Origin of the sequence: Archangium sp., assembly GCF_036388035.1 — a bacterium.
GTDB lineage: Bacteria > Myxococcota > Myxococcia > Myxococcales > Myxococcaceae > Archangium.
In genome coordinates this window covers 1-12,516 of sequence record NZ_DASVSO010000551.1, presented here as the reverse complement: position 1 = coordinate 12,516, position 12,516 = coordinate 1, and the positions used below count along the sequence as shown (strand labels likewise).

The 12,516-nt window shown below is 69.6% G+C and carries 8 protein-coding genes and 1 pseudogene; 5 read left to right on the top strand and 4 right to left on the bottom strand.

Annotation, left to right across the window (positions count from 1 at the left end; genetic code table 11):
- The first annotated feature begins 182 nt into the window (after positions 1 to 182).
- The 4 genes from VF697_RS22205 to VF697_RS22190 all read left to right on the top strand — a co-directional run bounded on the left by VF697_RS22205 (position 183) and on the right by VF697_RS22190 (position 3,586).
- A complete protein-coding gene (locus tag VF697_RS22205) occupies positions 183 to 737 on the top strand; it encodes a hypothetical protein (RefSeq protein ID WP_331098120.1) in 555 nt (184 codons plus the stop codon).
- Complete coding sequence (locus VF697_RS22200) at positions 734 to 1,639, top strand: TIGR01777 family oxidoreductase (protein ID WP_331098118.1); 906 nt, start codon at positions 734 to 736, stop codon at positions 1,637 to 1,639. Before VF697_RS22205 ends, VF697_RS22200 begins: the two co-directional genes overlap by 4 nt.
- A gap of 72 nt (positions 1,640 to 1,711) precedes the next feature.
- The gene (locus VF697_RS22195) at positions 1,712 to 2,899 is read left to right on the top strand and encodes a metallophosphoesterase (protein WP_331098116.1); all 1,188 of its coding nucleotides are present in this window, start codon (positions 1,712 to 1,714) and stop codon (positions 2,897 to 2,899) included.
- Between the two features lie 51 nt (positions 2,900 to 2,950).
- On the top strand, positions 2,951 to 3,586 hold the full coding sequence (locus VF697_RS22190) for a TetR/AcrR family transcriptional regulator (protein ID WP_331098114.1): 636 nt from the start codon (positions 2,951 to 2,953) through the stop codon (positions 3,584 to 3,586).
- Between the two features lie 111 nt (positions 3,587 to 3,697).
- On the opposite strand, the gene VF697_RS22185 is transcribed toward VF697_RS22190, so the two are convergent.
- Positions 3,698 to 8,320: a lamin tail domain-containing protein gene (locus VF697_RS22185; protein ID WP_331098112.1), complete on the bottom strand. Its 4,623-nt coding sequence runs from the start codon at positions 8,318 to 8,320 to the stop codon at positions 3,698 to 3,700.
- Between the two features lie 237 nt (positions 8,321 to 8,557).
- Between VF697_RS22185 and VF697_RS22180 the strand changes: the two genes are divergently transcribed.
- Positions 8,558 to 9,109, top strand: coding sequence for an FHA domain-containing protein (locus VF697_RS22180; protein WP_331098110.1), 552 nt, complete (start codon positions 8,558 to 8,560; stop codon positions 9,107 to 9,109).
- Between the two features lie 31 nt (positions 9,110 to 9,140).
- Here the strand turns inward: VF697_RS22180 and VF697_RS22175 are convergent, their stop codons facing one another.
- The 3 genes and pseudogenes from VF697_RS22175 to VF697_RS22165 form a co-directional block, all read right to left on the bottom strand.
- Positions 9,141 to 9,836, bottom strand: coding sequence for a tetratricopeptide repeat protein (locus VF697_RS22175; protein WP_331098109.1), 696 nt, complete (start codon positions 9,834 to 9,836; stop codon positions 9,141 to 9,143).
- Positions 9,808 to 11,031, bottom strand: coding sequence for a serine/threonine-protein kinase (locus VF697_RS22170; protein WP_414641329.1), 1,224 nt, complete (start codon positions 11,029 to 11,031; stop codon positions 9,808 to 9,810). The genes VF697_RS22175 and VF697_RS22170 overlap by 29 nt, the downstream gene beginning before the upstream one ends.
- A 241-nt stretch (positions 11,032 to 11,272) precedes the next feature.
- Positions 11,273 to 12,516: pseudogene (locus VF697_RS22165) on the bottom strand (hypothetical protein); the annotation flags it as partial.

Below are 12,516 nucleotides of genomic sequence, written 5' to 3'. Positions count from 1 at the left end.
CTTGAGCCAGGCCTGCCCCACCGAGGGAACGGGCATGGGCGGGGCAGTCAGGAACGGCGTCGGGCCCATGCTGCTGTCCTCCGGGGCAATGGGGCGCTTCGAGCCTGGAGGTAACGTTTGTGTCCAGGCCATGTCAACGCTATGTTCAACGTTCGTACAAGCTTTGTCCACAGGAGTCCCCGATGACCGCACGGATTGCAGGCATGCTGACGGCCGCCCTGTTGGCCGCGAGTCCCTCACTCGCCGACGAGCCCCAGGGGGGGCCGCTGGACGCAACCTTGCGAGGGTCGGACGGGAAGGAAGTGGCCTTGTCGAGATGGCGGGGAAAACCCGTCATTCTCTTCTATGAGGATCGCCATTCGACGACACTCAACTCGCCCTTGAAGGAGGCTCTCTTCGCGCGAGGGCAGGAACTGGAGCTGCTGGAGGCGGCGTGGGTGGTGGCGGTGGCCAACCTCGAGTCCTTCGACTTCTTCCCCGCGCGGGGCCTCGCGCTCTCCCACGTGCGCGACGAGGAGAAGAAGTGGGGCATCCCCATCCTGGTGGACTTGAAGGGGACGCTGGGCGCGCCGCCGTGGAACCTGCCGAAGAAGACGTCCTCGGTGCTGCTGTTGGACGGCTCGGGCACGGTCCTCTACCGGTACTCCGGCCGCATGAAGCCCGAGGAAATCGAGACGTTCTTGCGCGTGCTGGGTACCCTGGTGGGCCAGGACATTGCCCAGGAGCAGCGACCATGAAGGTGGCCCTTACCGGAGCGAGCGGATTCCTCGGCCCCGTCCTCGTCCAGCGGCTGTTGGAGCGGGGACACGGCGTGCACGTGCTGGCGCGGGACGTGGCGCGCGCCCAGGCGCGGCTGCCCTCCGGGGTGACGGGCTCCTACTTCGACGCGAGCACGCCGCTGGCGCCGGACGCGCTCGGCGGCGCGGAGGCCGTCATCCACCTGGCGGGCGAGCCGGTGGCGCAGCGGTGGACGGACAAGGCGCGCCAGCGCATCCGCGACAGCCGGGTGGTGGGCACGCGGCGGCTGGTGGAGGCCATGCGGGCGGCGGGGACGGTGCGGCACTTCGTGTCCGCCTCGGCCATCGGCTACTACGGCGCGGACCGGGGCGCGGAGCCGCTGACGGAGAGCAGCTCGCCCGGGGAGGACTTCCTCGCGCGGGTGTGCCGGGCGTGGGAGGCCGAAGCGCAGGAGGCGGACGCGGCGGGCATCCGCACGGCGCTGCCGCGCATCGGCGTGGTGCTGCACCCGGAGGGGGGCGCGCTCAAGCAGATGCTCCCCCTCTTCCGGCTGGGCCTGGGCGGGAAGATGGGCTCGGGCCAGCAGTACCTGAGCTGGGTGCACCGCGACGACGCGCTGGGCCTGCTCCTCTTCGCGCTGGAGCAGCCGGAGCTGCGCGGGCCGATGAACGTGACGGCGCCCCAGCCGATGACGAACGCGGACTTCTCCCGGGCCCTCGGCGCGGCGCTGGGGCGACCCGCCGTGGTGCCGGTGCCCGCCTTCGCCCTGAAGGTGGCGCTGGGGGAGATGTCCGAGGCGGTGCTCGGCGGCCAGCGGGTGCTGCCCCAGCGCGCCCAGGAGGCGGGCTACCGCTTCCAGCACCCCGAGCTGCCCGAGGCCCTGCGCTCGCTCGTGGGGTGAGGAGCGGCTTCACGCGTCTTCACATACGATGGGGTTGCGGCGCACCTCGCGCCGGTGAGTCTTCAGGACGCCATGAGCATTTCGCTGCGCTTCGTCATCTTCTTCAGCACCCTGACGCTGGTGGTGGTGCTCGGCCACATCTACCTGTACCGGCGCCTCTTCCGGGACACGGCGAGACACCCGGCCTGGCGGCGGACGGGGGTGGTGCTGATGGCGCTGCTGGCCTCGACGATGATTGCCGCGCGGCTGCTCACGCGGCTGCTGCCCTCGGAGGCGTCATCCGCCTTCGAGCAGCTCGGCTGGTTCTGGATGGGTGGGGCCACCTACCTGCTGCTGGCGGTGCTGTCGCTGGGGGGCGTGCGCACGCTCACCGGGTGGCTGGAGCGCCGGCGCGCGGCCGGGGCGGCCCCCGTGTCCGAGGAGCGGCGGGAGTTCCTCGCCCGGGCGACCGCGGGCGCGGCGCTGGTGGCCACCGGAGGCGTGGCGAGCTACGGCGTGTGGCGCGCCTACACCCCGCCGGTGGTGAACGAGGTGGCGGTGCGGCTGCCCGGGCTGCCCAGGGCGCTGGACGGCTTCACGATCGTCCAGCTCAGTGACATCCACGTGGGGCCGCTCATCCAGCGCCGCTTCATGGACGCGATGGTGGCGCGAACCAACGCGCTGAAGGGGGACCTGGTGTGCATCACGGGCGACCTGGTGGACGGCAGCGTGGAGGAGCTCGGCTTCGCGGCGAGCGCGCTGAGCAACCTGCGCTCGCGGCACGGCACGTACTTCGTCACGGGCAACCACGAGTACTACTCGGGGGACGAGGAGTGGACCGAGGCGCTGCAGCGCATGGGGGTGACGGTGCTGCGCAACCGCCACGTGTCCATCGGCGAGCCGGGCGCCTCGTTCGACCTGGTGGGCGTGGACGACTGGGCGGCGACGCGCTCGGGCTACCCGGCGAGCCGCGGCTATGACCTGGCGGCGGCCACGGCGGGGCGGGACGTGTCGCGCGCGGCGGTGCTGCTGGCGCACCAGCCCGCCGGGTGGCGCGAGCAGGCGCTGAAGGCGGGCATGGGGCTGCAGCTGTCCGGACACACGCACGGCGGACAGTTCTTCCCCTTCAACCTGGTGGTGTCGGCCATCTGGGAGCACCCGGCGGGGCTGTACCGCGAGGGAGACAGCTCGCTCTACGTGAGCCGGGGCACGGGCTTCTGGGGCCCGCCGGTGCGCGTGGCCGCGCCGCCGGAGATCGTGAAGATCACCCTGCTCGCCTGAGCCACGAGGGGGTGACGCAGGACGCCCGAGGTAGGTAGGATGGCGGGTGGAATGCGCAAGGCAGCGGCGAAGCGGGAGATCAAGCAAGAGCGCGCGGCTCGGACGCGAGTGGAAATCATGGAGGCGGCCATCACGCTGTTCGCGCGCCGGGGCATCCTGGCGACGACGATGGCGGAGCTGGCCAAGGCCATCCGGATGACGCCCGGGGCGCTCTACTGGCACTTCCCGACGAAGGAGGATCTGCTGCTGGCGGCCATCGAGGAGCTGCACGAGCGCTTCCTCAACGAGTTCAAGGAGCTGCTGAGTGAGCAGCGCCGGCTGACGGCGCGCGAGCAGCTCCTGGCGTTCCTGGGTCGGACGGTGCAGTTCCTGCGCAACCACCGGGAGTACGGCATCTTCTTCGGGATGGTGGCGGCGGAGTCGGCGCACGCGAACGACCGGGTGGCCGAGTCCATCCGGGAGAAGCTGGCCCTCTACGTGGCGCTGCTGACGAACATCGTCCACCACGGGCAGAGCCGGACGAAGGAGTTCCGCACGGACGTGGACTCGGGAGTGGCCGCGCACACCATCATCGGCGCGTGCATGGGCGCGCTGCTGCACCAGAACCTGTTCCGCGAGTCGGTGGCGTACGATCCGCTCTACGCGACGCTGGACCGGCTGGTGGTGGACGGCATCGTCACGCGCTGAAACGACGACGCCCCCCGCGAGCACCTGGATTCGGTGACGCGGAGGGCGTGAGGACCTCACCGGCCTCCACCCGCTTCACACTCGGGAAGCGGGGGAGGCCGTCGGTGAGGGCTACGGCTCGACCAGGCTCGAGGAGTTCTGCGGATCGCGCTTGGAGCGGATGACGAAGTCCTCCGCGTTGTTGTTGGCGTCCTCGGCGTTACCCGCCTTCTCGTCCTCGCCCCCAGCGCTCATGGAAACCGCATTGGAAGCCACGCTGGCCTTGCGTTCGTAGGTGTTGCCCGCGACGGAGTTGTCGATGAACGGCACGGCGGTGCCCTCGGGCACGAGCGTGGTGCCGGTACCCCAGGCCAACCGGTCCACCTCGGCCCCGGTCGCATCGATGATGCGGATACCGCCTCCACCATGAGCGGTCACCGTGGCGTAGTTCGCATCGGCGGCAACGGGCCCGGTGTAGCTGCTGGAGGAATTCTTGAAGCCGATCAGGTAGTAGCCCTTCGAGCGGATGGTGCGCAGGGTCACATTCGTGTTTGAGGCGGCGAAGTCGACCAGCGGGGTGGGGTTCCAGTTCGTTGCGCTGTTGTTCCTGTACTGGACCTTCCACCCGGTGATGTCCACGTCGCTGCCCGTCGGGTTGTAGAGCTCGATGAACTCGTCGTTGTGGTCGACTGACCCGTCTGCCTTGAGGTTCTTCGAGGTGAACTCGCTGATGACCACATGGTTGGCGGGGTGCGGCATGGCCACCTTGATGTTCGCCGAGAACGTGACGCCATCGTAGGAGGCAACGAGCTTGCCGGTCTGCTCCGTTGAGGTGGCGGTGAACGTCACCGTCCCCGTCTTGGAGCCCTCGGGGATGGTGACCGTCGCCACATCGAGCGAGCCCAGCTCGGTGACGGGCTCCAGGCTGAGCGCCACGCTGGCGCCACCAGCCTCCGCCGCCTTGTCCAGCGACACCGTGAAGACCTTCTTGCCATTGGTCAGCACGGTCGCGTTCGCCGGAGTGACGCTGACGAGCTTCGGGTACGGCGTGCGCACGGTCACCCAGGTGGAGTACGAGTCCTTGAGCGTGGCGGTGACGTAGCCCGTCATGTCGGCCGTGGCCTCCGAGCTGAAGGTGAAGGTGGCCGTGGTCTCGCCCTTGTGCACTGTCACCGAGGAAGGCACCGAGCCGTAGGGCACGCCAGTCGTTTTAGGCGTCACCGAGAGCTTCACCTGCGTCTCGGCCAACGCCGGCTTGTCCAGCGTCACGGTGAACACCTGCGAGCCGCCCTGGATGAGAAGCACCGGATCCGCCGGGGTGAGGCTCTTGAGGATGGGAGCGTCGGGGGAGATGGTGACTTCGGTCTCCGCGCTGCTGCCACCGAGCTGGGCGTGGATGATGCCCGTGTTGGTGGTGGGCGCGGCCGCGGGTGTGAAGGTGATGGTGGCCGTGGTCGCATTGGGCGCGAAGGTCACCGTGGCCGGAGTCACTGTCCCCAGCCCGTCCGTCACACTGACGTCCATCGTGGTGCCAGTGGGCGCGGGGATGTTCAGGTGGGCGGTGACCGTCGCCTCGAGTCCCAGCCCGGTGACGATGGGGTTGGGGCTGAGATGCGTGAGCGAGGGCTGCTCGTTGGTGCCGAGCACGCGCACCGTGGTGGTCAGGCTGATGCCGCGCACCGTGGCGGTCAACGTCACCACGCCCTGCTTCTGCGGCTCCAGCTGCACGGTGATGGACTTCTGGCCCACGGGGATGCTGAGGCCGCTACCATTGGTCACGCGCACCACGCTCTCGTCGCTGGAGGTGACGGTGACAGGCACGGCCTCGAAGTAGGACGTCGCCAGGTTCACCGTGAGCGCCTGCGGGAAGGTCGTCCCATTGGTGCCCACGCGCACGTAGTTGTCCGTCGAACCGAAGCTGTCGAGGGCCGGCGCCAGGTCCATCGCATCCCGCGGCTCTACCTTGGTGTTGTTGTTGCGCCAGTCCAGCACGCCACGCACGTAACCGAACTTGGTGCCCACCGCCGGGAGGGTCGTGTACTTGTAGATGAGGTCGTTGACGCGCACGCCCACGGCCTCGCCATCCGTGCCCGCCGCGACGTCCACGACGAACTCATTGGTGGGGGCCTTGTCGCCCGAGCCCACCGTGGGCTCCCTCTTCGTCACGAAGACGTTCTCGACCTGGACCAGCACGCTCTCGTAATCGACGGCGTGCGGGCCACCGGTGCGGATGTCCGCCGGGGTGACGACGAGCGGCTGGGGCAGCGTGCCCGTCCCCACCTTGACGAAGCTGGAGCCGGTGAGCTGGATCTGTCCGAAGTATTCAGCCACCTGACCGGAGCGGATGTCGACGCGATCCCCAACGGCCACGGCGGGCCGGGTGCTGGTGAACACGAAGAGGCCGGACCAGGACGCACCGGCGTAACCCTCGTCCCCCTCACGCACCTGGACGAAGAAGCCGCTGTCGGCCACCGCCGTCACCAGCGCGTTCTTGATGGCGACGGACAGGTTCACGTACGGGTACTTGCCGTCCACCGGCTTCTTGATGGCGTAGATGGACAGCGGGCAGGCCGCGTTACCGGGGTTGGGAGACGGGCAGAGGTCGCACACATCACCCGTGCCGTCCCTGTCCCCGTCCGCCTGGCTCGGGTTGGGGACCATGGGGCAGTTGTCGCCGGGCACCGCGAGGCCGTCCCCGTCCCTGTCGTACGGATTGGCCGCCGTGCAGCTCGTGGTGTTGGCGTTGAGCGGACAGGGATCGCACACATCACCCGCGCCATCGGCGTCGGTGTCCACCTGCTTGCCGTCGTCCATCGGGCGCACCGGGTTGAAGACGATGGGGCAGTTGTCCTTGTCGTTGGCGATGCCGTCCCCGTCGAAGTCCGCGAGCCGGTTCGCGCCACTGTAGGTGGTGGAGCCGTCCACCGAGGCCGCCACCGGCGTGGTGGCCAGACGCTGCGGGGTGCAGGAGGGCTCGTTCTCCGGAGCCGTCTTGCAGAAGAAGAGCGGATAGGAAACGGCGTTGGCCTCCTTCAGGGCCACGAAGGTCGTCCCGCCCAGCTCGGAGCGCACGCACACCGCCTTGGCGGTGTCGCACACGGGCAGCGCATCACAGACCTCGTCCGTGCCCGCCGTCAGCGCGGTCACCACGGCCTGGTCACCATAGAGGGGCTTGCCACCGCGCACGGTGAGGACCACGTCCTCGGGGGTGGCGGCGATGACGGCCCGGTGCGGCGAGTAGGCGTAGTCCTTCAGCCGGAAGATGGCCAGGTCCGCCACCTTGCCCGGGGCGATGCGTCCCAGCTTCTCCCAGGTGTCCGTCAGGTCGGCGGCATTCGCCGTGGCCATCCGCCACAGCTCCACGTCGGTGAAGGTCCGCGCGAAGTGCTTCGCGTTGAGGGAGTCCGCGCACTGCAGCTCGCGCAGCATGTTCATGGAGCCCGACTGCAGCCAGTCCGTGCCCAGCGCGATCTCCACGCCCAGCTGCTTGTAGGTCGTCACCAGCGCCGTGTCGCCGTAGAGGGACACGTTGGAGCGCGGCGACCAGATGAGGCCGGTGTGCCGCTCGGCCAGCTTGCCGATCTCCGCCGCCGTGAGGGCGATGCCGTGGATGATGGCCGTGCGCGACGTCATCAGGTCCTGGCTGCCGGAGCCCTGGCCGGAGACGCAGAAGAACTCGTTGTGGGCCGACTTCTCGATGCCCTCGGACACGTGCGGCAGGTAGGCCGACAGCGCCGGGATGGTGCTCGGGAAGTCGATCCTCGGGTAGCCGCACCCGCTCGTCAGCTCCTTGCCGCCGCTGTCACCGAGCGGGAAGGTCTGGAAGCGCAGCGCCGCCTCGCCCAGGCCCTCCTGCTGGCTGCTGGAGTTCAGGTTGCGCAGCAGGCCGCCCTCGCCGCCGCTGCTGGCGACGGCGGTGGTGCCGGACATCACCTGGCGCAGCTCGGCCCAACGCACCGGCTCGACGGCGGTGGAGGAGCCGCTCGGCAGCTCCGTGTGGCCGTTGTTGCCCTCGCGCCAGTCGTGGCGGTGCTCGAAGCGCTCCTCGCTGCCGGCGGCCGGCACCTTCTGGTAGTCGATGTGGTCATGCGCGTTGATGAGCGCCGGGGAGATGACGCCCTGAGGGCACGAGATGCGCACCGCTCCGGCCGCCTGGGCCGAGCAGTCGCACGAGGAGCACTGGATGACGCCCTTGTCGTCCACCAGCACCTGGCCGCCCTGCAGCGTCTTGCCGTCCAGCAGCACCACGCCCATGTACAGGCGCCAGCCGGTGGCCTTGCCCTCGGCGGGGAGCACCGTACAGGTGGCTCCGCCCTCCGGCTGCGGCAGGCTCGCCGCCCCGGCGCACTGCTCCAGCGCCGGCCGCGTGGGCACGCAGGTGCTCTCGCACCCGTCACCATTCACCGCGTTGCCGTCGTCGCAGCCCTCTTCAATCTCCCGCACGCCGTTGCCGCACTCGTGCAGGACTTCCTCGCTCGCCGGAGTCACGCTGCAGTCGTTCTGGCAGCCGTCCCCGTTGCGGGTGTTGCCGTCGTCACACGCCTCGCCCGTCTCCACCGAGCCGTTACCGCAGGCCGCTGGCGTCGTCGAGGTGCAGCTGCTCGAACAGTTGTCGCCGTCGGCGGTATTGCCATCGTCACACTGCTCTTGGCCCTCGAGCTGGCCATTGCCACAGACCTCGGGCGAGGGGCACGCGGTCAGCAAGAGCAGACCTGTGCCGAGCGCAGCCAGGAGGAGGCGGGGGTAGTTGCGCATGCGGTCCCTTTGAGTGGGGGGGGGGGAATTGACCTGGGAAGTGGGCTCATCCCTGTCACACTGTTGAGAAGCCCACTGAAACATTGCGGCGACACCTTACGCCGGAGGTGACCCGAGGGGAAAATCCGGGCCGGACGGTTGGACGCCTGCTCGCGTCATGCCCCCGCTGCGCACTCGTGGACACCCGTTGCACCGAACGAGTGGCGATCACCGCCCGGAGATGATTGGCTAGCCCCCATGGCGCGCGCCCTGTTGCTGTCGCTGCTCGTGCGGCAGCATCTCGCACTGAAGGAAAAGTTCCGAGCCCGCTACCCGCACTGCTGGTTGGTGTGGGAGGAGGGCGTATGGAACGTGCCGGAGAACAGTGAGCAGAACCACGGCGACACGCGGCTGCCCACGTCGGATCTGCGGGACTGTCTGCCGGCGGGAGACGCCATGTGCTTCGAGCTGGCCCCGATCACCGGGCGCGACACGCTCTCGCTGGGGCGCTCCTCGCACAACGTGCTCGTCGTCAACGACGCCACGGTGTCGCGCGAGCACCTGCTGCTGCACGCCCAGGCGGATGGAAGCTGGACGGTGGAGTCGCTGACGCAGGGCGGGCCGGCCCTGCTCAGCGGGAAGCAGCTGCGGCCCGGCCTGCCCACGCGGATCGAGTCCGGCATGCAGCTGCAGCTCGGCGACGTGCGGCTCACCTTCCACGACGCCGAGGGTTTCCACATCCGCATGGGCCACACGGCCGCCCTGCTCCTGGCGCAGCAGCAGCGCGGGCCCCGGCAGAGCCCGGCCTGAGCGGGGCCGCCCGTCGAGCGGGGCCCCGTCGCTAGCGGATGGTGCCCAGGCTGGCGGGGCGCGGCTCGGGAGCGGTGGCCGCGTAGATGACGCCGCCGGCCACGAGCGCCACGGCGCCCGCCCCCGCCCACACCCACCACTTCTTCGTCAGGCTCTCGCCCTTCACCTCGGCCTCGACGGGCATTGCCGCCGTCTTCGCCCGAGGCGTCAGGGAGGGCTTGCCCGCGCCCTCTTGCACCCGGCGCGCGGCGATGGCTTCCGCCTGCGCCCGCAGCGCCGCGGCCCGGGCCTGATCCCTCGCCGTCTCCTCGCGTGTCAGGCGCCGCTCCTGCTCCTTGCGCACCTGCGCGTCCATCTCCGCGATGAGCTCGCGCACCAGCGAGGCGTTGGACGGCTCCGTCTTCGAGAGGGACAGGTAGCGCCGGTAGAAGAAGCCCGCGCGCTCGGCCTGGCCGAGCTGCCGGTGGCACTGGGCGATGTTGAAGAGGAAGCCCGGCAGGGGCCTGAGCCGGTACGCCTCGCTGTAGGCGTCCAGGGCCTTCTGGAACCGGGCCAGGTCATAGTGGACGTTGCCCTCGGCGAACTTCGTGCGGGCCATGGCCTCCGGGTCGGGTGCTCCCGTGTTCACGTTGGCGGCGCGCGCGCCCAGGGGCGCCAGGGCGAGCAACATGGCCACCAGCACCGCGAGGACGGAGCGATCAGCGAGCGAACGGATCGATGACGTCATCGCGCATCCCTGCCTTCTGCTTGCGGTGGGTGGTGGTCCGCGCGGGCCCGCGCACCTCGTTCCGGGGCGCGGGAGGCTCCACCGGAACGAGCGGGGCCACGAGGGTCTCCGGTTCATCGAGCCGCACGTCCTGCGTGCTCGGGGTGCTGGGGGCCGGCGAGGCCACCGAGACCGCGACCGGGAGCGGCTCCGTCCTGGCGTCCGGCCAGAGGGCGAGCCCCGCGCCGATCAGGGCCAGCACGCCCGCGGCGAGCGCCAGCCAGGCGCGGCGCGGCTGGAGCGTGAAGCCCGGCACGGGCATGGGTTGGGTGGGCCGCAGGGCCTCCAGGGCGGGCTCCGGCGCCAGGTCCGCCAGCAGCGCGGTGATGACCTCGGAGAGCCGCGGGGGGCGATCCGCGGGCTCCTTGGCCAGGCAGCGCAGGGCGAGCTGGGCCAGCGACCGCGGCACCGGCTCGCCCGAGGGCGTGTGCGAGGGCAGCGGCGGCGGTGGCTCGGTGATGATCTTCACCATGAGCTGGCCGAAGTTGGGCGCTTGGTAGGGCGGCCGTCCGCTGAGCAGCTCGTAGAGGACGGCGCCCACCGCGTGGATGTCGGCGCGGGGATCCACCGGCAGGCCCGCGGCCTGCTCGGGCGACATGTACGTGGGCGTGCCGATGATGGTGCCGTCCAGCGTCCCGCTGGTGTTGTCGGAGGTGAGGAGCTTGGCCACCCCGAAGTCGAGCACCTTGACGAAGTCCGCCTCACCGCCCCTGGGGATGACGAAGAGGTTGTCGGGCTTGACGTCCCGGTGCACCACGCCGAGCCGGTGCGCCGCCTCCAGTGCCGCGCACACCTGCACCACCATGCGGCGGATGCGCAGCACGGAGAGCTGCTCCCCCTTCATCAGGGCGGAGAGGCTCTGCCCGCGCAGCAGCTCCATCACGCAGTAGACGTGGCCGTGCTGGGGATCCTCGACGAAGTCGAAGATCTCGACGATGTGCTCGTGGTTGATCTGATTGACGGCGCGCGCCTCCTGGAAGAAGCGCTGCACGAAGGTCCGGTCATGGGCGAACTTGGAGCGCAGCACCTTGAGGGCCACCTGGCGCCCCAGCCGCACGTGGCGGGCCTGGAAGACCTGGCCCATGGAGCCCTCGCCCAGCAGGCGCTCCAGTTGGTAGCTGCCCAGTACATCCCCTTCGTGGAGTTCCGCGTCCACGACGGATGAACTCCTGGCGGCGTGGAAGCTGTCAGAGAGAACCGTGCCCGCGATGAGGTCGTCGCCACCCATGAGGGGGCAAACCTTTCCATCCTCTCAACTCCCGGCAACCCATGGGGCCTGGGATGTCGCCCGGGTGACGACTCCTCCGACCCTCGGATGGACAAAGCGTTCCATCCGAGGGTGGGCGCAAGTGAGGCGGGGTCCGCCGGGTGGAGGCGGACCGGCACTCAGGTACGACTCAGGTGCACGTCTTGTTGCTCTGACAGGTGCCCGCCGTTCCGTCGGCCTTGCGGCAGACATTCCCGGTGGTGGAGCTGCAGTCGGTGTCGTTGCAGTCCCTGTTGCCGTCCCCGTCGTTGTCGACGTTGTCATCGCACACGGTCTCCTTCTTGGTGTTGGAGCACGTGGCGCTCAGCACGCACCCGAAGCCGCACCGGCCCCCCGGGTTGGTGCAGTTGGGCGACGGCTTGCCGCCGCCACAATCCTTGAAGGTGTCACCGTCGTTGTCGGCGTTGTCGGTGCAGTTGGTCTCGTCGGTCTGCCTCGGCGTGTTGGTGATGGAGCAGATGACATTCGTGCTCTTGAGCACACCGTCGCAGTCGGAGTCCGCGCAGTCCGCCTTGCCGTCGCCGTCGTTGTCGGCGCCATCGTTGCAGTTGAACTCCGCCCGCTTGCCGCCCTGGCACCGGGTGTTGTCGCCGAAGTTCTTGTAGGCGCAGTCGTAGTCGGCGCAGTCGGCCTGGCCGTCATTGTCGTTGTCCAGCGTGTCGCCGCAGTCCGTCTCCGTCTTGCGGTTGAGGACGCAGGTGCAGCCGCCGACACCACACTCCTTGCCGACGCAATCGGCGTCGGCGCAGTCCGTGCCCTGGTTCTTGTCGTTGTCGGCGCCGTCATTACACGCCGTCTCGGTGCCCTTGTTGCCCGCGCAGAGGCAGCCGGTGCCACACGCCTTGGCGTCGCAGTCCGTGGAGTCCGCGCAGTCGGTGAGGCCGTCGTTGTCGTTGTCGTGGGTGTCGCCGCAGGCGCTCGCGCTCTCGCTCTTGCCCAGGTCCTTGCAGACGCAGCCCCCCACGGTGGCGTTGCACTCCTTGCCGTCGCAGTCGGAGTCGATGCAGTCGGAGGTGCCGTCGGAGTCGTCGTCCGCGGTATTGCTGCACACGGCCTCGCCGCGCTTGCCGCCAATGCAGAGGCAGTTGGGGCCGCACGCCTGGCTGTTGCAGTCCGTGTCCGCGCAGTCCGTCTTGCCGTCCCCGTCATCATCCGTGGTGTTGTTGCAGTCCAGCTCCGAGCGCTTGGCGCAGGAGCCGCCGACACACGCGGTGCCAGCGCCGCAGGCCTTGCCGCACGCGCCGCAGTTGGCCATGTCGGTCTGGAAGTTGAAGCCCTCGTCCACCACGCCATCGCAGTTGTCGTCGAGGCCGTTGCACGCCTCGGCGCCGGGCCGCACCTCGCCGGTGCACACCACCTCGCCCTTGGCGTTAC